Source organism: Enterobacter nematophilus, from assembly GCF_026344075.1.
In the GTDB taxonomy this organism is placed as follows: domain Bacteria; phylum Pseudomonadota; class Gammaproteobacteria; order Enterobacterales; family Enterobacteriaceae; genus Enterobacter; species Enterobacter nematophilus.
This window is the reverse complement of sequence record NZ_JAPKNE010000001.1, coordinates 201,951-223,989: the sequence shown is the minus strand read 5'-3', so window position 1 is coordinate 223,989 and position 22,039 is coordinate 201,951. Positions and strand designations below refer to the sequence as shown.

Genomic DNA, 22,039 nt, shown 5'->3' with positions numbered 1-22,039 from the left:
GTTTACCCTATCGAAAGTGAGCGTTGCGCGCCGACGGCTATTTTTTTAATTTGCGGCGAGCGATGTTGTGTTTTTCGTCAGGCTTCACAAAACCTGCGCTAAAAAGCTATATCTGAACCTCAAAAACATGTAAACAAATTATCAATAAAATGTTCTTATTTTATCGACGAGTTTACATTTCTGGCTAAGGAACGTTATGACCTCGAAAAAGAGTGCTTCACCCGATCGCGACGATATCAACGATGGCCGGATCGTCTCTTCCCGCCACCTGGTGTCGGAGCGCTGCGCGGAACTGTCAGAGCTGGAGTACGCGCTGATCATGACCGGCAACGCCTTTAACAAGTGGATGGTGCGCTGCATGACCGCCGCCGGCGAACCGGATATGGGCGCCTTTGACGTCTCGCTGCTGCATCACGTGAACCACCGCGACCGCAAGAAAAAGCTGGCCGACATCTGTTTCGTGCTTAACGTGGAAGATACCCACGTGGTGACCTATGCCCTGAAAAAGCTGGTCAAAGCGGGCTACGTAACGAGCGAGAAAGCGGGGAAAGAGCTCTTTTTCTCCACCACGGAGGAAGGGAAAGCGCTGTGCATGAAGTACCGGGACGTGCGGGAGGCGTGTCTTATCGCCATTCACGCGGAGAGCGGCATTTCCGGGAAATCGATCGGCGAAACCGCGCAGCTGTTACGCGCGATCTCTTCCCTGTATGACACCGCCGCCCGGGCGGCGGCATCACTCTGAACTACGGACGTCTGAACAGGGTTATACTGCGTCCGGCCAGTTCGTACTCTACGGCGTCGACGATCGCTGTTCCGGCGGCAGCGTCATCCGCCGTAGACAGCTCCAGCACCCATCCCCCTTCGCCAAACTGCGGGATCTGGAACGGCACGGTGCCTTCAAACGGGTTGAACAGCATCAGCACGTCGTGCCAGATGCCGTCCTCCTGCCTGAGATCCGGCCTGCTGATGGAGACCCCGAGCGTCGAGCCTTCATCCCACTGCTCGGCCTGCTGCGGGCCGCCTCCGGCGTTAAACCAGCGGATCTCCAGCCCGTCGCGCCAGCTTTCACGGCGCAATAATGGCTGCTGCGCGCGAAGCGCAATGAGCCGGCGGGTAAACTCGCGCAGCGCAGCGTCGTTTTCGGACAGCCCGTTCCAGTCGATCCATGATATTTCGCTGTCCTGACAGTAGCCGTTGTTGTTGCCCTTCTGCGTGCGGCCAAACTCGTCCCCCGCCAGCAGCATCGGGGTACCGTGGGAGAACAGCAGCGTGGTCAGGAAATTACGCTTCTGCCGTTCGCGGGTGGCGATAATGTCCGGGTTCTCCGTCGGCCCTTCTTCGCCATAGTTGTACGACCGGTTATCGTTATGCCCGTCGTTATTGTCCTCGCCGTTGTCGGCGTTGTGCTTCTCGTTGTACGACACCAGGTCATTCAGCGTAAAGCCGTCGTGGGCGGTGATAAAGTTGACGCTGGCCCACGGGCGACGTCCGCGCAGGTCGTACAGATCCCCGGAGCCGAGAAGACGCGCGGCAAAGTCGGTGGAGACGTTATCCCCCTTCCAGTATTCGCGCACGGTGTCGCGGTATTTATCGTTCCACTCGCCCCAGCCCGGCGGGAAGCCGCCGACCTGATAGCCGCCGGGGCCAATATCCCAGGGCTCGCCGATCAGCTTGAGTTTAGAGAGAACCGGATCCTGGGTAACGGCGTCGAAAAAGCCCCCGCGCGGATCGAACCCCTCGGGCTCGCGGCCCAGTATCGTCCCCAGGTCGAAACGAAAACCGTCAATGTGCATGGATTCGGCCCAGTAGCGCAGGGAGTCCATCACCATCTGCAGCACGCGCGGGTGCGAGGTATTCACCGTGTTCCCCGTCCCGGTGTCGTTAATGTAATACCGGTGCTGGTCCGGCAGCGTGCGGTAGTAGCTGTAGTTATCAATGCCCTTGAACGAGAGCGTTGGCCCCAGCTCGTTACCTTCCGCCGTGTGGTTGTAGACCACGTCCAGAATCACCTCGATGCCCGCGTCATGATACGCGCGCACCATGTCGCGAAAGCCCTGGATCCCCGCCGGGCCGTAGTAGCGCGACGCCGGGGCAAAAAAGCCGAGCGTGTTATAGCCCCAGAAATTTTTCAGTCCACGGTCGAGCAGATGCTGGTCGTCCGGGAACCAGTGAACGGGCAGCAGCTCCACCGAGGTAATGCCCAGACTCTTGATGTAGTCGACCGAGGCTTTATGTCCCATCCCCTCGAACGTCCCGCGCAGCTCGGGCGGGATGGCCGGGTTCATCTGGGTAAAGCCCTTCACGTGGCTCTCATAGACGACGGTATGCGGCCAGGGCACGTTTGGCCGGTTGTTGTCCTGCCAGTCGAAGGCGTTCGGGTCGATAACCTTGCATTTCGGCGTGAACGGCGCGCTGTCCCGCGTATCAAAGCTCAAATCCAGCTCGTCATGCCCCAGCTCATAGCCGAAATGGGCGTCGTTCCAGTCGATATCGCCCACCAGTTCACGGGCATACGGATCGATAAGCAGCTTATGCGGGTTGAAGCGATGGCCGTTTTCCGGATCGTAAGGGCCGTAGACGCGATAGCCGTACAGCGCGCCGGGCTTCAGGTCAGGCACATAGCCGTGCCAGACCTCATGGGTACACTCCGGCAGCTCCAGCCGGGCGATTTCGGTTTTCCCGGACGGGTCAAACAGACAGAGCTCCACCCGCTCAGCGTGCGCGGAGAACAGCGCGAAGTTGACCCCCTTCCCGTCATAATTCGCACCCAGCTGCTGGCCATGACCGGCCCGAATTTCAAACGTTGTATCCTTTGCCATTTTCGTTCTCCACGATTATTCGCAGGTAAGCAGAACCAGTACACATCCCTTTTCTGACGTTAAATCCAGCGTCTCTTGCAGAATGCGGCTTTCACCGCTGAACAGATCCCGGTAGCGCTTCCCGGCCAGTTCGTCGGGTATCGCTACCGTGGTATTGACCCACAGCTGATGATTATCGGTGACGCCAAAAACCAGACGCGGCACGGCAACGATCAGCGCCTCGTCGTCCTTAACCCGCGCATAGACAATCAGGTTTTCCTCGCGCTCGCCGGAAACCTTGAGCGGCAGCCAGTCGCCGTAGCGGAAAAGCGCGTCGTAATGTGGTCGAAGCCGTAACAGCGTTGCGGTGACAAACTGCTTAACCCTGCCGTCTCGCCAGCACGCCGGGTGTTCAAACACCGTGGCATCCGCCGCGCTGAGCTTTTGCACCAGCGCGTTGAAGTCCGGCTCCCGTCGGTTATCCGGGTCGACGAGGCTAAAGTTGAGCGCCTCGCTGCCCTGATAGATGTCCGGCACGCCGGGCGCCGTCAGCTTGATCAGCGTCTGGCTGAGGCTGTTCACCAGCCCGGCGCGGATAAAGAGCTGCATCGCCTCGCTAAAATCGTGCAGAAACAGGCTGTTGTCCGGGGACAGCAGGTGCCGCGCGTAGCTCAGCACCACGCTCTCATAGCTCTCGTTGCTGTCGATCCAGTCGGTGCGCTGCTTCGCCTCGCGAAGCGCTTTCTCAAGGAAGCCGATGAAACGCGTCTCCAGCGATGCAAGCCCTTCGGCATCGTCCGGCGACAGCGTGGCGGGCCAGACGCCCGCCAGCGCCTGATAGATCATCCAGGTATCGGCGGCGTTCGGCGCGGTGCCGTCGTTGAGAAAACGCACCTGGGTCTGGTTCATCTGCCGCCAGCGGGCGAGGTTTTCTCCCCAGCGTTCCGGCGCCTCCGTCAGGGTGTAGAGCCGCGCCCGGGCGTCTTCTCCGCGCTTGGTATCGTGCGTGGAGGTGCCCAGCAGCGCGTCGGGCTGACGGGCGAGACGAATGCGCATCTCCTGGTGAAAGCGGGATAACGAGAACGCGCGCGGCGTCGGGTCAGCGCCCACTTCATTGAGCGCAAGCTCAAGGTTCAGGCGGAAAAACAGCGTATCTTCCACCGATTTCGCCATCAGCGGCCCGGTCAGCTGCTGGAAGCGGGTCCTGAAAAGCGCGGCGCAGTCGCGGCAATCTTCCGGCAGATCGCCGGTAAGAATGCGCACAATCAGGCTCAGGGCCGCTTCGGACGTATTTACCCCGGCGACCACGCGGCTGAGCAGCGCCACGTCCGGCGGGGTTAACCCCTCGCGAGTGCCGTAGGTGCGGTACACCGGAAACGCAATAAGCAGCTCGCGAAGCGCGTGGCGGATATTCTCGCGCGGCAGCGCAACGTCATTGCGTTGGGCCAGATCGTCCGCAAGGTTTAGCAGCGTGGTGAACTCGCCCTCAAAATTACGATCGGTCATCAGGCCCTTGGCATCGCGCAGTTCCGCGTGGCGGTCGACCGTGACGCCCAGCGTCTCGTCGTGGATTGTCTCCAGGCGCGAGAGGTTATCGTCGTCGACCAGCACCTCCGCCAGCGAGGCAATAAACTCGTACCCGGTGGTGCCGGAAACCGGCCAGTCGGTGGGGAGCTGCTCTCCCTTCGCGAGAATTTTCTCGACCGTAATGTAACAGTCGGGTCCGGCTGCCTGCCGCAGCTTCTGCAAATAACCCAGCGGATCGGCCAGGCCATCAATATGGTCAATGCGCAGGCCGTCCACCACGCCCGCGTGAACCAGCTCAAGAATGAGCCGGTGCGTATCGTCGAAGACCGCCTCGTCTTCAACCCGAACGCCCACCAGACCGGTGATCTCAAAGAAGCGCCGCCACGAGAGCTGCTTCGGCGCTTCCCGCCAGGACAACAGACGCCAGCTTTGCGCCTCATGCAGTTCGGCGATGCTTTTATCGTCGCTGTACGTGCCCGGGTTGAGCGGGTACGTCGTGTCGTAATAGACCAGAGAGGCCTTATTCGTGACAGCGTCACGCTTTAACGTAATGGCCCCCTTCTCCAGCTCCGCCTCAAAGGTGTCGCCGAGAAACGGTAGCGTAAGCGGGCGCGACGCGTCGATATCGAAATAGCGGAAATAGCGGCTCTGCTGGCCGTATTCAATCACGTCCCGCCACCAGGCGTTTTCCAGCGAGGTGGACATATGGTTCGGGACAATATCCAGAATCAGCCCCATGCCGGCCTGCCTGAGCGCCGCGGCCATGCGGTCAAACCCTTCCCGACCGCCAATCGCGGGGTCAATTTCATTCGGGTTGGTCACGTCATAGCCGTGGGTGGAACCCGCTGTGGCGGTAAAGACGGGCGAGGCGTAGAGATGGCTGATGCCGAGGTCTTTCAGATACGGCACCAGCCCGACGACGCGGTCAAACGTCATGCCGTTGCGGAACTGAATACGGTACGTGGCGGAAGGGATCATAACGATGCGTCTCCATCAGCAAAGCGAACGACAATACTGTTCGGCGGCAAAACGTCCTTTACCTCCGGCCAGGCGAAGCGCGTCTCCCCTGCGAGCGCGGGCAAGTCGACAGGCTTAGGGCCGATATTGAGCGCCAGAGAGAGCGTCCCGGAGGGGAAGCGCCAGCTCACCGCCACCATGCCGGGCGCGGTCTCGATCGCCTTGCCCTCAACGGCGCCGCCCTGATGCAGAAGCGGAACGATATGGCGATGGCGCAGCGTCAGCAGGTGACGGGTGAAGCGCAGCCACGTTTTCCCTTCGTCGGTTGCAATCTTATGCCAGTCGAGCTTTGAGCGGACGAAGGTGTTCACGTCGTTCGGGTCCGGAACGGCTTCATCGTGCCCGGCGTGGCCGGTAAACTCTTTCGCGCGCCCTTCCCGCACCGCTTTTGCCAGGTCGCCGTGAAAGTCGGTGAAGAACAGGAACGGATGCGTTTCACCGAACTCCTCGCCCATAAACAGCAGCGGGATATGGGGAGAAAGCAGCAGCGCGGCAAGCAGCACCCGCGTTTTATCGGCTCCCGCGAGGGTAATAAGCCGCTCCCCCTGGGCGCGATTCCCGGTCTGATCGTGGTTCTGAATGAAATCGACGAAGAACTGCGGCGGCTGGGTGCGGCACTCCACCCCGCGCGATTCCCCGGTTTGCAGCGAAATCTCGCCCTGGTAGACAAACCCTTCCGCCAGCGCGCGGGCGAACTTTTTCTCCGGCTCACACGCAAAATCCTGGTAGTAGGCGTGCGTTTCGCCGGTGGCAAACACGTGGGCAGCGTTGTGGAAGTCATCATTCCACTCGGCGGTGAACAGCGGCGCGTTGCCCTGTTCGTCGCGCGGGTGCAGGAAAATGACGTTGCGGCTGTCTTCCGTGGTCAGGTGAACGTGACGGTGGGGGATCGCCTCGCGGATCTTCGCGGCAATCTCCTCCAGAACGTGCGTCCCGGAGCTGTCTTTAATCTGGTCGATGGCATCGAAGCGCAGGCCGTCCAGACGGTACTCCGTCAGCCAGTAGAGCGGTGCATCGGTAATGTACTGCCTCACCGGCTCGCGCTCGTAGGCGATGCCGTTGCCCCACGGCGTCATCCGCTCGGCATCAAAAAACGCGGGCGACAGCAGAGGCAGATAGTTGCCCTCCGGGCCGAAGTGGTTGAGCACGATATCCAGCACCACGGAAAGCCCCAGCCCGTGCGCGGCGTCGATAAACGCGTGGAAATCCTCCGGCGTGCCGTAGGCCGCGTGCGGGGCATACAGCAGCACGCCGTCGTAGCCCCAGCCGCGGGATCCGCCAAACTGGGAGACGGGCATGACTTCAAGCTGGGTGATGCCGAGCTCCGCCAGATAGGGCAGCTTGTCGATGGCCGCCCGGAAGGTGCCCTCCGGGGTAAAGGTGCCGATATGCAGCTCGTAGATAACCGTCTCTTCCCACGGCCGTCCTGCCCAGTCCCGGTTGACCGGCTGATAGCGTCGGGGATCGATAACGACAGAGGGGCCGTTCACGTCGCCCTTTTGCGCGCGCGACGCCGGGTCGGGTACCGCCGTGCCGTCCTGCAGGACAAACTGATATTCTGCACCGTGCGTGACGCCAGAAACGTCTGCCTGGAACCAGCCGTGCCCCACCGCCGTCATCGGCACGTCGGCGGCGGCCAGACGTAGCGTAAGTTCTTTCTGTCCTTCTGCCCAGACGCGAAAACGTACCACGTCATCGGAAATAAACTCAGCACCCCACTGCTTTTGAAATGTCCTGAATTCCATTCATTGTCCTCGAATGACCCACATTTTACGCGGAACGAAGTACAAGCTTAGTCCAGGATTAAAAGTCCGTTAGCTCAGCGGATTTAACCGCTTCGTCTATTCTTTATGAAATAACTCACTACCGGGAATACTATGCAGATTCGAAAAGGATTAAATACCGATCTCCCACGCCTTGAATGCTGTGACTTTTCGTTCACCATTAGCCGCATCGCCAGAGAGCCTTTTATCCACGGTGATTTGCATATTGAAACCGTTGCCGAGCCGTGGATAAAAACCTACGAGCTCGACATCCAAACCCTTGAAAACCACTGCGTTAATCCGGACGCCATCTTTCTTGTCGCTGAAACGGATGACGGTGAAATAGCGGGATTTATTACCGCGTCAATCGGCTGGAATAAGTTTATTTCGGTGGATTACATCGCCGTGGAGCGCACGAAACGCCGAACCGGCGCCGCACAAAAGCTGATGGCCGCCGCACACGTCTGGGCCCGGAGCGTAAACGCGCCGGGATTACGGCTTGAAACACAAAATGTGAACGTCTCAGCCTGTCTGTTTTACCGTCACTACGGGTTTACCCTGGGCGGGTACGATCGTTATCTCTACAATGCCTTACCGGAAAAAGACGAGGTCGCCCTGTTCTGGTATTACATGCTGGTGTAGCGACGCAGCCTTCATATTTCTGTCATTGAACGTCATTACGCTTTCGGGATTTTAACCACGGTGTTGAGGAAAGAAGTGTGAATTCAATGGCTAAGGCATTACTGCTGGCATTACCCGTATTGAGTGCAACGGCAGCGGCGATGGCCGCCGAGCGCGAGTTATGTGAGCCTAAAGCGTACGAAATGGCGCTGCGCTATCAGCAGAAATCGGCAGAGATTATGGCCCTTCAGCTGCAGACGTATCGGTTTGCCACCGGGCGTTTCAACGAGAAGTTAAAGGATCTGAAAAATCCTGAAAATTACGCCGTGGTGATGGACCTGGATGAAACGGTGCTGGATAACACCCCTCTGCTGGTGCGCGACATGGCGCAGTGTCACGACTATACCAAATGGGATACCTGGAGCGACTGGGAAAAACAGGGAAAGCCCGGCTTAATTCCGGGTGCGAAAGGGTTTCTTGACCACGTTAATCAAAGCAAGGTCCGTATCTATTACGTCTCGGACCGCATGCAGGAAAATAAAGCCGACACGCTCAGGACGTTAAAAGCCCTGGGGCTTCCGCAGGTATCCGATGAAAGCGTGCTTCTGGACACGGTCAGCAAGGAAGAGCGTCGCCAGAGCATCCTCAAAAAGCAGCAGATCGTGATGCTGTTTGGTGACAGCCTGGCGGATTTCGCCGTGCAGTTTAAAAACAAAAAGCCGAGCGAGCAGCAGCGAGAGCTGGTTGAAGCCAGCGCGGAACGCTTCGGTAATGACTGGATTGTGCTGCCTAATGCCGCTTATGGCTCCTGGTCGAAAGCCACGCCGGACGCCTGGAACGCGCCGCTGAAAAAATAACGCCTTAAGGGCCGGGAGAGGCTTCACCGCCCCCCGGCTTTTGCGCTGTGCTATTTATCTCGTTTATAGGTCCTATCATTTCTGAGCAGGTTCTTATAATTTTACGGAGCAGTAAGATGAGCACTTTCAAAGGAGACTCGTATGCTTACCGTGAAAAAACTTGCTCTTTCCACGCTGATTTCCAGTTCATTGCTTTTCTACCCCGCGCTGCAGGCCTCTGCAGAGACGCCGCAGCACGTCGTGAAACAACCCGCTGGCGGTTACAGCGTGCAGGTCGGCGACGTTCTGGTCACGTCGTTTACGGACGGGACCGTAGCACAGGATCTGCACAAGCTGCTGCGCCGGACCACCGGGGAGAAGACCGACGCGCTGCTCGCGAAAAACTTCCAGACCAACCCGGCGGAAGTGTCCATCAATGCCTTTCTGATTGCGATGCCCGGACACAAAATCCTGGTGGATACCGGCTCCGGCCAGCTCTTTGGCCCCGGCAACGGCGGACGTCTGATTGAGAGCCTCGCCACTCAGGGAATCAAACCCGAGGACATTACTGAAGTCCTGCTGACCCACGCCCATTCCGACCACGCGGGCGGCCTGGTGAAGGACGGCAAGGTGGTGTTCAGCAACGCGCGCGTTTACGTCGGCAAACCGGACGTCGACTTTTTCTTTAACGAAGATAATCAGAAAAAAACCGGCTATGACCAGAACTACTTTGACGTCGCGCAGAAAACCTTAAAGCCCTATCTTGACGCCGGCAAAGTGGTGCCGTTTAGCGGGACCTCTGAAATTCTTCCCGGGCTTACCGGCACGGTTCACCCCGGACATACGCCGGGCTCGGCCTTCTACACGCTTGAAAGTAAAGGCGAGAAGATCACCTTCATCGGTGACGTTATCCACGTTGCGGCAGTCCAGTTCCCGCAGCCTGAGGTCACTATCGCCTACGATCAGGATCAGGACAGCGCGGCCCGCGTGCGCGAGCAGGCGTTCGCAGACTTTGTGAAAAACAGAGACCTGGTTGCCGCGCCCCATCTGCCTTTCCCGGGTATCGGATACGTGACGAAAGGCGAGAAAGGCGGCTATGCCTGGGTCCCCGTCACCTATACCAACCGGGACGCCAGCAGCGCGAAATAAAATGGCGCCCGTTTCTGAGATGGACATAGACCTGCTCCTGACGCTTGACGCTCTGCTTCAGGACAGGAACATCACCCACGCGGCCGCGCGGCTGGGCATCAGCCAGCCCGCGCTGTCCGCCCGCCTGGCGCGTCTGCGCACGCTCTTTGGCGAACCGCTGTTTATCCCCTCCCCACATGGACGCGGAGTGTTACCCACCCCGAGAGCGGAGGCGCTGAAGCCGCAGGTTGAAAGCGTTTTACGCGGCATCAGCGCGATGTTTGCTCCCACCGCGTTTGATGCGAAGACCAGCACCCGGACCTTTGTCATTGCGCTGCATGAAAACCCGGCGCTGATGCTGGGCACCGGGCTGCTTAACCAGGCAGGCGCCGCGGCGCCGGGCATCCGCCTGCGCTTCGCCCTGCCGGAGATGGCCGAACTGCCGCAGCAGCTGGAAAACGGTGACGTGGATATCTATATCGGCGTCAGCGCGGGGGCCCATGACGGCTGGGTAAGGCGCAAGCTGCTCGACGACGCGTTTGCCACCGCCCAGCGCAAAGGCCATCCGCGCGGGACCGGTGCGTTAGATCTGGAAAGCTACTGCGCGCTTTCTCATCTGGTGGTGTCGTCAGCGGGGGATCCGTTTACCGGCTTTGTCGATCAAACCCTGGCCGGGCTGGGCCATCAGCGGCACGTCGCGATGTCCACCCAGAGCTACGCCATGGCGCCTGCGCTTGTCGCCGGAACCGATCTCGTTTGCACCTTACCGGAACGGATGCTGCGACAGTTCGCCAGCACGCTGGATATTTTTCCCCCGCCGCTGCCGCTCCAGCCGATTACCATTTACATGTACTGGCACCCGAAAAACAGCCGGGATCCGGCGAGCGTCTGGCTGCGCGAGCAGCTGCTGGAGGCGGCCGGGCGTCAGGTGTGATTGAGACCTTTACTACCCGTCGTTACAGGCGGGGGGTCTTTGGCCTGTTTGATGGCTTACTTTTCGGCGTAGCCCACGGGTCGTCATAACCCGGCAGTGGCGCGGTACGAGTCAGTCCACCCCATGGAGAAAGATGTTTCTTTATTGGGTCCGGTAAGGTATCCACTAACAGGAATTCTGTTAGAAGAATTCTTTCTGTCTGGATCTTTAGGGCGAGTGATTTCGCCAGGCTTTTTAAAAAATGACCATAGTTATATTCAGTTATTTTACTGTACTGTTCCAGCGTTGGCCTTATCCTCTTAATCACACGTCGTAATTCTCTTCGGGATGGAAATAGCGCGGTGAGTTTTATCCACCCCTCTTTAAAATATCCCGCCTCGTTATCATTCCCAAGCTTGAGATCAACCACCTCCTTCAGCGCCAGATAGATCCCAAGACTGGATTTTATTTCATCCTTGTACATGAGATACGCTTTTGGAATACCAAACTGAACGTCATCGTATTCTGGTGCATGTACAAATGCCCAGTCGTCCATTCCTTCAATCTCATACTGACGGCTTGTTTCAATGGCGGACAGGGTATCGAAAAGACTGATTAACGTCAGTTTCGAGAGAAGGATGCAAACGTCGGGATTGAAAATAATGGGCTGAGCGTTCTCCGGGACAGGATCGACAACGTTGATGGCAATATTCTTGTCTGCATCAATCGAGGTGTGCGTACAGACGAAGGTGCTGACATCTTTAGGCGGTTCATCGTTACAGATAATCTGAGTGACGCTGTCCAGTTGTGCGACCGCCTCTTCAATTCTCTGCCACCGGGGGGAATGCTCGCCACCTTTACTCTCAAAAACATGCCATTCGCCAGCGCTGGTCTCAATAAGATAATCAGGCGTTTTTCTTTTATCCTCCTCCGGGTAAAACTGCAAAGACGCTTTTTTAATCAGCCCGGCGTGAATAAAATGTTCTATCTGTTCATGTCTTGAGGTGAGCCAGTAAGTCGCCGATTGATAACAGAAAAAACCGCCGAGAATAAACGATATGGTCGATTTTTCTGAGGATTCAATGCACTGGTAAAATTTCCGCATTTTGAATGCTTTGTCCTGGCCCACTTCAACGCATGTCCCGGCAAGTCTTAATCTGGAGCGCGTATACCAGCCAATCCATTTGTAAATGTTTTCATCTAAAATGCCGTCAGCCGTCCAGTCGATACACTGCGAATATCCACATTCCAGTGCGCCAGGGGTCGCAAGCAATGACGTTTCAGCGATAAGCCTTTTCTCCGGGAATACCATGTCCATCGGTGGGGCATAAGTCATGCAGGCATCTTTGTATGACGGATAAGGGATCCTTTCTTTAATCCCTTTTTTCTTGTTGCTGAGCCTTTTCTTATTAATACTGACTTTAATTTGATTTCTTCTTGAAACGAGGCTCTCTGAAACCTCCCAGTAATCGAAGTTGTTCCCGCCCTTCTGCATATTCTTTTCCCGGAGTGAAAATTGTAGGTATTGAGACGCCTTGATTATACCGAACGGGATCGAATCCTTTACGCTCAAATAAGGTAGGTTTGTTGCCGCTTCCCCTGCTTTCTTGTACCCTTTCACCGGTAAACCCACCCCACTAAAACTGAGACCTTCGACGCCTATGACTGCACACATTTCCAAAGATCCTTTGCATGGCGTTACGCTGGAGATGATGGTCAACGCCCTGGTGGCGCGATATGGCTGGAGCGAGTTGGGCGACCGCATCAAGATTAACTGTTTCAGAAAAGACCCCAGCGTTAAATCGAGCCTGAAATTCCTGCGCCGCACCCCGTGGGCGCGCGCGGAAGTTGAAGCCCTGTATCTGGACTCCCTCAACGATGAGGAATGCGCAGAACAGGCGGCGCCCGCCTTTAATCCCTGGGCTAATAGTCGGATTATCAAGAGCTAATACGCAAATGACGCGACACGTAAAACGGATCGGTGCGCTGGCTGCCTGCGCACTTTTACTTGTAAGCTGCTCCTCAAAACCCCCTAAATCACTGGTTACCCCTCTTTCCACCGCCAGCAAACCGACGCCGCAGGCAAACGAGCCGATGCGCGGGATCTGGCTGGCGACCGTTTCTCGTCTCGACTGGCCGCCGGTGGCCTCGGTGAATGGCCGCAGCGCCGACCAGCGCATCGCCATGCAAAAGCAGGCGCTGATCGGCAAGCTCGACAACCTTAAGCGCCTCGGGATTAACACGGTATTTTTCCAGGTGAAGCCGGACAGCACCGCGCTCTGGTCTTCAAAGATTTTACCTTGGTCGGATATGCTGACGGGCAACATCGGCGAATATCCGGGTTACGACCCGCTGCAGTTTATGCTGGATGAAGCGCACAAGCGCGGTATGAAGGTTCATGCCTGGTTCAACCCTTACCGCGTGTCGACCAATACCAAACCGTCAACCATCGCCGCCCTGAACCGGACCGCATATCTTTCCCCGTCCAGCATTTATGTCCAGCATCCGGAATGGGTGCGCGTCTCCGGCGATCGCTTTGTTCTCGACCCGGGCATTCCCGACGTGCGCGACTGGATAACCAAAGTGGTGACCGAAGTGGTGGCGAACTACCCGGTAGACGGCGTGCAGTTTGATGATTACTTTTACGCTGAATCGCCGGGATCCGCGCTCAACGACGCGCAAACCTGGCGGCAGTACGGCCAGGGATTTGCCTCAAAGGCCGACTGGCGCAGACACAATACGCAGCAGCTGATCGTGCAGGTGTCCCGCGCGATCAAGCAGACCAGGCCCGACGTGGAGTTTGGCGTCAGCCCGGCGGGCGTGTGGCGAAACCGCTCCTTTGACCCGGCGGGTTCGGACACGCGCGGCGCTGCGGCCTACGATGAATCCTTCGCCGATACGCGTCAGTGGGTGCAGCAGGGCCTGCTGGACTACATTGCCCCGCAGATATACTGGCCCTTCGCCCGTGATGCGGCGCGCTATGACGTGCTGACCAGATGGTGGGCCGACGTCGTCAAGCCGACCCACACCCGCCTGTATATCGGCATCGCGTTCTACAAGGTGGGCGAGCCGTCGAAAAATGAGCCGGACTGGACGGTTCAGGGCGGCGTGCCGGAGCTGAAAAAACAGCTCGATCTCAACGATTCGCTGCCCAGCGTGAACGGCACCATTCTGTTCCGGGAAGATTACCTGAACCAGCCGCAGACCCAGCAGGCGGTGAACTACCTCAAAGGACGCTGGGGTAGCTAAGTGATTATCAGGCAGAAACGCCCCGTTTCTGCCTGATTTTTTACGGCTTCGGCCCGAACATCGCCTCAAGCTGCTGCGCGTCCGGCATACCGACCACCTGCTGCAGCTCGTTTTCCGCATTCAGATAGTAAATGGCCGGCGTGGCGTTTGCGCCCAGGCTGTCCATTAACGCCTGGTGTTTTTGCAGGATTTCTACCGTTTCGCGGGAAGCGTCCCCTTCTGGCTTGGGTAATTTTTTACCGCCGGAAAGCTCGTATTCGCGCCAGGCCGAAACCGGATCTTTCGCATTCAGGATCGCAGAGGCGTTGCGCCCGCTGTTGGGGTTAAGAAACGCCACCAGCAGCGTGTTGAGCTGAACCTTGCCCGCCTTCACCCACGGCTGCGCTTCGGCCCAGAACTGCTTGCAGTACGGGCAGAACGGATCGGCGAAGACGAAGACCTTACGCGGGGCGTTATCGGCCCCTTCCTTCAGGGGATGCGCCGCGTTGAGGTTCTTCCACATCTCGCGTCCCATCGGAGCGTAGATCTCTTTCTGGAAGTAGCCTTCGCTGAGGTTTTTTCCTTGGTCATCGTACAGATAGCCCGAAATAACGTGCTTGCCGTCCGGCGTTAAAAACAGCGTCACGCCCATGTCCTGATATTGACCCAGCCAGGCCGGTGCGCCGCCGGGGGCATCCAGTTTCTTAATGATTTTGATCTGCTGCTGCTCGCTGAACTGCTTCACCACATCCGGTATGGCATCAGCGGCCTGGGCCAGCCCTGATGCCGCCAGCGCCGAAAGTAACAGTAATTTTTTCATTTCCCTCTCCGGTTTGTCGGGGGCATTCCGCCCCCTTCAGGTTAGCGGTTTTTCAGTGCGTCACTGACCATTTCGTCAAACTGTTCAAAAGGAACCCAGCCGGGCAGCAGACCTTCACCGATAAGCGTGGCGGGCGTGCCCTGAATTCCCATTTTTTCCGCGACGATCAGGCTGCGTTTGATCGATACCATGCTCTCATCATCCGGCGCGGTAATGCTCACCCCCGCGCGCTTCTGCGCCTCCTGAATGCTGGCGTCATCGTGGTATCCCTTTTTTGCCATCAGGGTATGGTTAAATTTCATAAACTGCTCAGGATGCGCGCGCCAGACGGTTAACGCGTCACGCGCGGCGGTCAATGAACTTTCCGAGCGGAAAGGTAAAAACTTAAAGACCACCGCCACATCCGGGTGTTTTTCGACGATCTTCTCCAGGTAAGGATCGAATTTCTTACAGTACGGGCAGTTGTAGTCGGTAAACACCACCAGGGTGAGCTTTGGATTTTTCGCGCCAATACGCGGGGAGTTCGGATCGTTAAACAGGAAATCAGAGATCATCTTCTGCGCACGCTGTTCCTGGTCCGGCGTCAGCGGCTGGGCAGCGAACACCTGAGCCGAGGCCAGCAGGAACATAAGCGTAATAAAGAATTTTTTCATAATGCATTAGCCTTTTGCGTTATTCAGGGTGGTGACCAGAGTGTGCTTATCCAGCAGCGGCGAAAGGATCTCTCCGTCAGGCGCGCCGGGGCCATACACCTCATTAAAGGGAATGGCGTAACGGTTTCGCTTCGCCAGAAACTCCGCGATAAGCGCGGAGGGCTGGCTCCAGTCTCCGCGCAGGGCCACCACGTCCGGCTGGCTCAGCGCGGCAATAACGTCCGGCTGACGCAGTACCCGGTGCTCGTTAACTTTACAGGTCACGCACCAGTCCGCGGAGATATCCACAAACACCCGTTTCCCCTGCGCCAGCGCATGCTGGATGGCTTCCTCGCTGAGCGGCTGCCACGGGATGGTCTGTGCCACGCTTTGCGTGGTGGCGTCAGACGGTGAGTTGAGCAACCCGCGCAGCTGATATCCGCCAGACACCGACAGCGCGATGACCACGACCCAGAACAACGGCGAGGAGGTTTGCCCCTTCTTCGCGAACAGCGCCAGCGCGATAGCGATCAGCACCAGCATCACGATCTGGCTGACCGCCTCGCCCAGATGCAGGCTCAGCAGCGTGACCAGCCAGAGGCTGGAGGCCAGCATCATCAGGCCCAGGATCGTTTTGAGCGTATTCATCCAACGGCCGGGTTTTGGCAGCATCATGGCCGTTTTCGGCACCAGGGCGACAAACAGCCACGGCAGGCTCATGCCCACGCCGAGCATCAGGAAGATAAGCCACAGGGAGTGCAGCGGCGCGCCAAGGGCAAAGGCAACGGCCGTACCGAGGAACGGCGCGGAGCACGGCGTGGCCAGCAGCGTGGCGAACATCCCTTCGCAGAAGCTGCCGCCAAGCCCTGTGCCCCCTGCCGTTGCCAGCCGCCCGGCGGCGGCTGAAGGGAGCAGCATCTCAAACGCCCCAAACAGGTTCAGCGCAAAGAGGAAGGTCACGGCGACCATCAGGCCGATAAACCACGGGTTCTGGAACTGAATGCCCCACCCAAGCGACGCCCCGGTCAGCTTAAGCGCGGTCACCATCGCGGCCAGCAGCATAAAGGAGGTGAGGATCCCGGCGCTGGTGGCCAGGAAGCGCAGCCTGATGGCGCGCCTGTCCGATCCCGCCTGCAGGATGCTGTTAAGCTTCATGCCCATTACCGGCAGCACGCAGGGCATCAGGTTCAGGATCAGCCCGCCCAGCAGGGCAAAAAGCACCATTTTGCCCGTTCCGCCCGGTGCGGAAGGCTCTGCGGGGGCAGCGCCAACGGTCATGTTGGTTTGCTGCGCGTTACCGCCATTGGTCAGCACAAACGACAGCTTCTTGCCTTCCAGCGAGACGGGTTTATCGCCCCATTCGTCGGTCACGGGTACCGCCACCCGAAGCGTATTGCCGTCGTGTTTAATGACCGGCTCACCGGGCAGAACGTCACCCTCCAGCGGGTCAAAGTAGATCCCCGGATTGTCCCACTTCCCGTCCGTGGTGCCGGTAATCACCAGCTTGTCGACAGAGAGCCAGGCGGCCAGATCCGCGGATACGCCCGACGTGCCCGGAACGGTGCGCATCGCTTGCTCGAAGGCGGCCTGAAAGCCCTCATCCACCGGCTGGTTAAAATCGAGATGCAGCGGATAGTCCGTCAGCAGGCAGACGTTACTGCACGTGGAGAGCGTAAGCGTCCCGTCCAGCGTGTCGCTCTTCACCCCGTCGAGAACGATCGGAATCGTGACCTTGTCGTGATACCCCTGCGTGGTCATGCCGGAGATGTCGAAACGCGACGGTACCGGCCAGGACCAGCTGTCGGTTACGCCTTCCGGCCAGCTGATTTTCGGGGCCACACCGCCCTCGCCCGGCGATCGCCAGTAGGTTTTCCAGCCGGGCTTTAGCTCAACGGTGAGCAGGCCTTTAATGTGCGCTTGTTCCCTTTCCGCCTGGAAGCGGATGCGGGCGTGATCGTTTTGTGGGGAGACCAGCCAGCCGGTGTCTGCCGCATGGACAATGCCGATGCAGGACAGCCACAGGAGGACGAATCCCCTGAAGAGGTTAACCATGTATTACTCCGTGAACAGTGAAAAATTATCGTGTTAAGACGATGATTTTCATTCACGGAAAACGCAGTTTTTAAGGTGTATTCGGGGAGGCGGTGCCTGAACGGGCTGTTCCGCGGGAGAAAATGCCCGCCCTTGCGTCAGTAGCTGTAACAGCGCGAAGAAGATAATGATGGCCGGCAGCGCGCCGTCAAAGAACAGGGGCTGGGCACAAAGAAGCGACTGGGCGCCTAGCTGGCAGGGCGATGGCCCGGACGGCTCAGTCTTGCTGCTTTGCGTTGGGGCATCTGCACTCAGTGAAATCTGCGGATCCAGTCCCTGTAAAAAATGGTTGAGATACACCGCACGCTGCACGAGGCAAAGCGCCATCGCGAGACAGGTGATGATCAAAAGCCATTTTCCGAGGAGCTGACGGTTGCGCATAATATTCCACAATAACAAGACGCCCCGATCATAAACGATAGTGATGAATCTACAAGTATCCGGAGTGTAAGGTTTTGTCTGTCGCCGCTATTCACCCGTCAGCGCGTCGTAGATATCCCGCAGCCGCGTGCGCAGAAACAGCACCGCCTTGTGCTTGCGGGATAACAGCGCCTGCTCGCTGGCCCCCGTCTCCTCTGCCAGCATTTTAATGCTGCAGCCGTGCAGCTCGGTCTTTTCAAATACCTCGCGCTGCGGCGGCGGGAGTTCTGACAGCGCCTGCCCCAGCACTTCCCACAGCAGCGTTTTGAGATACTCCTCCTCCGGCGTTTGCGGTACGCCGAACAGGGTTTCGGCCAGCTCGTCTTCGGGGAAACCCTCTTCGTCTTCGCCCGTAAAATAGCCGGAGAGCGGCACCTCGCGCTTTTTACGCGCCCGGTCGGTCATCTCGTTACGCGCCGCGCGGAACAGCCAGGCCGCGACGTTTTCGACCGGCTGCTCCACTTTCATCAGCTGATAGGTTACTTCCTGCAAAATGTCGTCGGCATCATCGCGAACGGACGTCCGTCCGCGAATAAAAGCTTTCAGCCTGGTGCGGCAGGCATTGAGCGCCGACATCAGCATGGATCCGCCCGCCTCCCCGGATTTCATTTCGCTCACTCTGATTCCGGCGTTTTTGGCGCGGCGTCGTCGCGCTTGTCGTCACGATGGCCGTGCCAGCCGCAGTGCCCGCGCCCGTGGCGACCAAACCCTTCGCGGCGCTGCTGAATAAACGCCTCGCGCTGCTCGGGCGTCATGTTCATCCAGCGCTCGTGCATCCGGCGGTGCGCGCCAAACATCCCCGGGCGGAAACCCAGCCCGCCAAACAGAATGCGGCTCAGCACCAGAATGCCCAGTGCCTGCCAGAACCCGATGGCCTTCACGCCGAGGATCGCCGGGAGTAAGGCGTTCCACAGGGACATAACCAGCAGGCCGAGCACGATGAAAATTACCGCGCCGATGACTAAGCCCTTGCCCATACGGTGGCGACCGAATCCGCGCCCGTGTCCTCTGCCGTGCAGTTCAAAATCTCTCATGGTGTTTACCTCGTTTACAGTAACTGATTATGGCTTGTGATGAGGTAGACGGATGAGGAAGGGAAATATTGCCGGGGTGAATATAATTTTTTTTGTGCTGCGAAATTTGGACTCATAGCGGTTAGGGCTGGCGCTCGCTATGAGTCAACGTCAGGCCATCATTTTTTGCGAATAATTCGCTTAAAGAATGCGATAGCGATGGCGGCCAGTATGATTGACACCAGTGCGAGGAAGATGAGCAAGGACAAAAGTGGATTTAACAAGCCACCTAAACTGGTGAAGTCGCTGATACGACCAAGTTGCTCTGACGTGCATACACGCAGAATGATCTCAGGGATAATAAGCAAAAATATAATGACGGTCAGGACATAAACCAGAGCACTCTTGCGCTTTCCCATTTCCGTTGTAGCTCCTTTCTCAATCATGAACAATGATAATAAGATAATGATACTGCAAGGTTATATAAAATGGCACAAAATTCATAAACTACATACTGTCCGTGGCATTAAAGTTTTACTAACAACTGCCGATGTATAAGTTACCACTTAAGTTTGAGGCTCCAAAATGTTCTCTGATATTTTTAAAAATAAAGATTTCATTATTTATTTTATTTATGGCGCTGTATTTATAGTAATTATAAACAGAGCGTATGGAATGTCTAATTTACTAAGATTTGTCTTTCGCTACTTGGCAATTGGCTACTCAGATGTAAGAATGAAAGAACTTGATGATAAATGGTTTGATATCCAACTATTCAAAATCACCAATGGAATTAACACCACCAACCTAAACGACGCGCGACTAATACAAAGAGGGTTAAATGAGGGGGTGTTAAAGCCATCATGGTTTTTATTTACTAGTTCATGGGGAGACATCACTATAAAAATGTCGAAAAAGAAATTAATCTTCTCCTATTTAATTGGGTTAGTTATATTTTTCATGGGGAATTATGCATGGATTGAGCAAACAAAGATTGTAGATGGATTCGTCAAAGTCGACTACAAGGAATTTAGTTATTACCTTTCTAAAGAAAAGCTGATCATAACATCACTTAACAGATCCATCGATAACGCCACCGTTCATAGTAAAGAGGATTGCAAGAATATCCCGAACTCTATCGCTAAGGACTCAATGTTATCTATAGCATGTACGAAGTTACTTGATAATAGATTGTCGTATATATGGTGGCTTGAAAAAGAAATCCAGTCTGTAAATAACAGAAAAAACACGCTAAAACTTATATCTTACATTTATTGCATCACTAGCGTTTTGTGGGTTTTTTCATTATACCAATTCAATCGTGCCAGCACCCATGTCATAAATTATAAGTTATTAATACAAAATCAGAACTGATCGAGAAAAGTAAAAGCCCACCTTCGACCACTTTTATAGAAGGTGGCTTTCGAGAGTGCCTTTAAGGGGGTATTGCTATTTTAAGTCTACCCGTTTTAGCTCCATATATTTTAGAGATGGCTAGTTTTGTGTTGTTTTAGTCAATCAAAAAAACATGTTAGTCATTACAAATGTAAAAAATCACCAAAGAAAACTGTCAGAATTAAAAGAATTGTGGTGGAAGTAGTAAACGACGAGGCCCCCTCAGGAGCCTCCCACCATCAATCAAGCCTGCACCGGCAACCTAAAACTCGAAATACTCCGTGAAAGCTGCTGCGCCTGCTCTTCCAGCGAGGCCGCCGCCGCCGCAGACTGCTGCACCAGCGCGGCGTTCTGCTGGGTTACGCCATCCATCTCGGTCACCGCCTGCCCGACCTGGCCGATCCCGCGGCTCTGCTCTTCGGAGGCGACAGAGATTTGCTCCATCAGCGTATTCACCTTATTCACCGACGAAATAATCGAATCAATGACCTCGCCCGAGCGGCTCACCAGCTCCGCGCCGTTTTTGACGCTGGAAACCGACTGCGCGATCAGGCTCTCGATGTCCTTAGCCGCCACCGCGCTTTTCTGTGCCAGGGTGCGCACTTCGCTGGCGACCACCGCAAATCCGCGCCCCTGCGTGCCGGCGCGCGCCGCTTCAACCGCCGCGTTCAGCGCCAGAATATTGGTCTGGAAGGCGATGCTGTTGATCACGCTGGTAATGTCTTCGATGCGCTTCGAGTTCGCCGCGATGGTGTTCATCGTGTCGATCACTTCACGGGTCACCGCTTCACCGGTGTGGGCATTTTTCACCGCGTCCTGCACCAGTTTACCGGCCTGATAGACGTTGTCGGTATTGTTCGCCACCGTCGCGCTCAGCTCTTCCATGCTCGCCGCGGTCTGGGTCAACGCTGAAGCCTGCTGCTCGGTACGCGAAGCCAGGTCGATATTCCCGGAGGCAATCTCCTGCGCCGCGTGCGTCACGGTATGGCTTGCATCGCGCACCTGGGCGATGGTGGCAAGCAGTGCCTGACGCATCTGCTCCATCGAGCCCATCAGGTGGTCGATTTCGTTATGTGAACTCCCCTTCACCGGCACCGGAATGTCCAGCTTGCCCGCCGCAATCTGGCTGCAGTGCTCGCGCGCCAGGTTGACCGGGGCAAAGACGAAGCGCTTCATGAAAATGCTGACGGCAACAATCACCACCACAAACAGGCTGGCAATAACGGCAATCATCACCAGGCCGGAGACGAAATTACTGCGCGCATCCTCGTTCAGGCTTTTGGCGTATTTTTGATGAACCGAAAGCACCTGGTCGAGCACGATTTCATACTGGCGGTCGAGACGGGAAACTTCCGGGATCAGCGCGTTAAATTTGGCGACATCGTGCGCCGCCGCGGCATCGATCAGCGGCGCCAGCCCCTGGTTACGGTAGTTTTGCCAGGCGTCCTGATAGGCGCTCACCAGCGGCGCTTCATCAGTCAGACGCGGCGAAGCCATAAAGGCCGCAAAGGCATTGTCCGCTTTGGTCAGCGCCTCTTTCACTGCGGCAAGCTTTGCAGACTCGTCTGTCGAGTTGCCCGCTTCCACCATCTTCACATACTCCATCACCCGCACGCGCAGGGTACGGCTGTGGTTGATGGGGTCAATAATCGACAGCACCACCTGGATCTCTTTGTTCACGTTATCCAGCGAGTTATTACTTTTAATGATGAGGCCAACGCTGGTCACGGTGCTGACAACAAAGAACAAAAGCAGTGAGAACAGGACAATCAGGGACGACTTTTTCAACGACATAAACCAATACCTCAAGGAGAATTATTCCTTATGGTTATCGGCG

At 56.7% G+C, this 22,039-nt stretch carries 20 protein-coding genes; 8 read left to right on the top strand and 12 right to left on the bottom strand.

The window, feature by feature from the left end; all coding sequences use genetic code 11:
* The first annotated feature begins 196 nt into the window (after nucleotides 1-196).
* On the top strand, nucleotides 197-742 hold the full coding sequence (locus tag OSH03_RS01050) for a winged helix DNA-binding protein (protein WP_061098182.1): 546 nt from the start codon (nucleotides 197-199) through the stop codon (nucleotides 740-742).
* A gap of 1 nt (nucleotide 743) precedes the next feature.
* Here OSH03_RS01050 and glgX read toward each other — a convergent pair whose 3' ends face one another.
* From glgX to treZ, 3 genes are read right to left on the bottom strand one after another with little or no spacing between them, the layout of a single operon-like run.
* Nucleotides 744-2,819, bottom strand: a complete 2,076-nt coding sequence (glgX, locus tag OSH03_RS01045; protein ID WP_266178009.1) for a glycogen debranching protein GlgX — start codon at nucleotides 2,817-2,819, stop codon at nucleotides 744-746.
* A gap of 15 nt (nucleotides 2,820-2,834) precedes the next feature.
* Nucleotides 2,835-5,303 (bottom strand): malto-oligosyltrehalose synthase, encoded by a 2,469-nt coding sequence (treY, locus tag OSH03_RS01040; RefSeq protein WP_266178008.1) that lies wholly within the window; start codon nucleotides 5,301-5,303, stop codon nucleotides 2,835-2,837.
* On the bottom strand, nucleotides 5,300-7,087 hold the full coding sequence (gene treZ, locus OSH03_RS01035) for a malto-oligosyltrehalose trehalohydrolase (RefSeq protein WP_266178007.1): 1,788 nt from the start codon (nucleotides 7,085-7,087) through the stop codon (nucleotides 5,300-5,302). The genes treY and treZ overlap by 4 nt, the downstream gene beginning before the upstream one ends.
* A 132-nt stretch (nucleotides 7,088-7,219) precedes the next feature.
* Here treZ and OSH03_RS01030 point away from each other — a divergent pair, with 132 nt between their 5' ends.
* The 4 genes from OSH03_RS01030 to OSH03_RS01015 all read left to right on the top strand — a co-directional run bounded on the left by OSH03_RS01030 (nucleotide 7,220) and on the right by OSH03_RS01015 (nucleotide 10,624).
* Nucleotides 7,220-7,747 (top strand): GNAT family N-acetyltransferase, encoded by a 528-nt coding sequence (locus OSH03_RS01030; RefSeq protein ID WP_119915662.1) that lies wholly within the window; start codon nucleotides 7,220-7,222, stop codon nucleotides 7,745-7,747.
* An 86-nt stretch (nucleotides 7,748-7,833) separates the two neighbouring features.
* Nucleotides 7,834-8,583: a 5'-nucleotidase, lipoprotein e(P4) family gene (locus OSH03_RS01025; protein WP_277614532.1), complete on the top strand. Its 750-nt coding sequence runs from the start codon at nucleotides 7,834-7,836 to the stop codon at nucleotides 8,581-8,583.
* Nucleotides 8,584-8,724: 141 nt separating this feature from the next.
* On the top strand, nucleotides 8,725-9,711 hold the full coding sequence (locus OSH03_RS01020) for an MBL fold metallo-hydrolase (protein ID WP_266178005.1): 987 nt from the start codon (nucleotides 8,725-8,727) through the stop codon (nucleotides 9,709-9,711).
* Between the two features lies 1 nt (nucleotide 9,712).
* Nucleotides 9,713-10,624 carry a LysR family transcriptional regulator gene (locus OSH03_RS01015; RefSeq protein WP_266178004.1) on the top strand — a complete coding sequence of 304 codons (912 nt, stop codon included), beginning with the start codon at nucleotides 9,713-9,715 and terminating at the stop codon, nucleotides 10,622-10,624.
* 22 nt (nucleotides 10,625-10,646) lie between these two features.
* Here OSH03_RS01015 and OSH03_RS01010 read toward each other — a convergent pair whose 3' ends face one another.
* Nucleotides 10,647-12,278 (bottom strand): hypothetical protein, encoded by a 1,632-nt coding sequence (locus OSH03_RS01010; RefSeq protein ID WP_266178003.1) that lies wholly within the window; start codon nucleotides 12,276-12,278, stop codon nucleotides 10,647-10,649.
* On the opposite strand from OSH03_RS01010, the gene OSH03_RS01005 reads away from it, so the two are divergent.
* A complete protein-coding gene (locus OSH03_RS01005; RefSeq protein ID WP_061098172.1) occupies nucleotides 12,265-12,552 on the top strand; it encodes a VF530 family protein in 288 nt (95 codons plus the stop codon). The two genes, OSH03_RS01010 and OSH03_RS01005, sit on opposite strands and share 14 nt — an antisense overlap.
* 7 nt (nucleotides 12,553-12,559) lie before the next feature.
* Nucleotides 12,560-13,852, top strand: a complete 1,293-nt coding sequence (locus tag OSH03_RS01000; RefSeq protein ID WP_266178002.1) for a glycoside hydrolase family 10-like protein — start codon at nucleotides 12,560-12,562, stop codon at nucleotides 13,850-13,852.
* Between the two features lie 40 nt (nucleotides 13,853-13,892).
* Here the strand turns inward: OSH03_RS01000 and dsbG are convergent, their stop codons facing one another.
* The 7 genes from dsbG to OSH03_RS00965 all read right to left on the bottom strand — a co-directional run bounded on the left by dsbG (nucleotide 13,893) and on the right by OSH03_RS00965 (nucleotide 19,226).
* Nucleotides 13,893-14,651 carry a thiol:disulfide interchange protein DsbG gene (gene dsbG, locus OSH03_RS00995; RefSeq protein ID WP_266178001.1) on the bottom strand — a complete coding sequence of 253 codons (759 nt, stop codon included), beginning with the start codon at nucleotides 14,649-14,651 and terminating at the stop codon, nucleotides 13,893-13,895.
* 41 nt (nucleotides 14,652-14,692) lie between these two features.
* Nucleotides 14,693-15,304, bottom strand: a complete 612-nt coding sequence (locus tag OSH03_RS00990; RefSeq protein ID WP_266178000.1) for a DsbA family protein — start codon at nucleotides 15,302-15,304, stop codon at nucleotides 14,693-14,695.
* A 6-nt stretch (nucleotides 15,305-15,310) separates the two neighbouring features.
* Nucleotides 15,311-17,335 (bottom strand): protein-disulfide reductase DsbD family protein, encoded by a 2,025-nt coding sequence (locus OSH03_RS00985; RefSeq protein ID WP_266177999.1) that lies wholly within the window; start codon nucleotides 17,333-17,335, stop codon nucleotides 15,311-15,313.
* A 48-nt stretch (nucleotides 17,336-17,383) separates the two neighbouring features.
* Entirely contained in the window at nucleotides 17,384-17,755 is a 372-nt protein-coding gene (locus OSH03_RS00980) for a hypothetical protein (RefSeq protein ID WP_266177998.1), read from the bottom strand.
* Between the two features lie 87 nt (nucleotides 17,756-17,842).
* Nucleotides 17,843-18,403 carry an RNA polymerase sigma factor gene (locus OSH03_RS00975; protein ID WP_266178618.1) on the bottom strand — a complete coding sequence of 187 codons (561 nt, stop codon included), beginning with the start codon at nucleotides 18,401-18,403 and terminating at the stop codon, nucleotides 17,843-17,845.
* Nucleotides 18,404-18,408: 5 nt separating this feature from the next.
* Nucleotides 18,409-18,828, bottom strand: a complete 420-nt coding sequence (locus tag OSH03_RS00970) for a hypothetical protein (RefSeq protein ID WP_266177997.1) — start codon at nucleotides 18,826-18,828, stop codon at nucleotides 18,409-18,411.
* A gap of 158 nt (nucleotides 18,829-18,986) precedes the next feature.
* A complete protein-coding gene (locus OSH03_RS00965; protein ID WP_266177996.1) occupies nucleotides 18,987-19,226 on the bottom strand; it encodes a hypothetical protein in 240 nt (79 codons plus the stop codon).
* Nucleotides 19,227-19,392: 166 nt separating this feature from the next.
* Between OSH03_RS00965 and OSH03_RS00960 the strand changes: the two genes are divergently transcribed.
* A complete protein-coding gene (locus OSH03_RS00960; RefSeq protein ID WP_266177995.1) occupies nucleotides 19,393-20,181 on the top strand; it encodes a hypothetical protein in 789 nt (262 codons plus the stop codon).
* Nucleotides 20,182-20,445: 264 nt separating this feature from the next.
* Here OSH03_RS00960 and OSH03_RS00955 read toward each other — a convergent pair whose 3' ends face one another.
* Entirely contained in the window at nucleotides 20,446-21,996 is a 1,551-nt protein-coding gene (locus OSH03_RS00955) for a methyl-accepting chemotaxis protein (protein ID WP_266177994.1), read from the bottom strand.
* Between the last annotated feature and the right edge of the window lie 43 nt (nucleotides 21,997-22,039).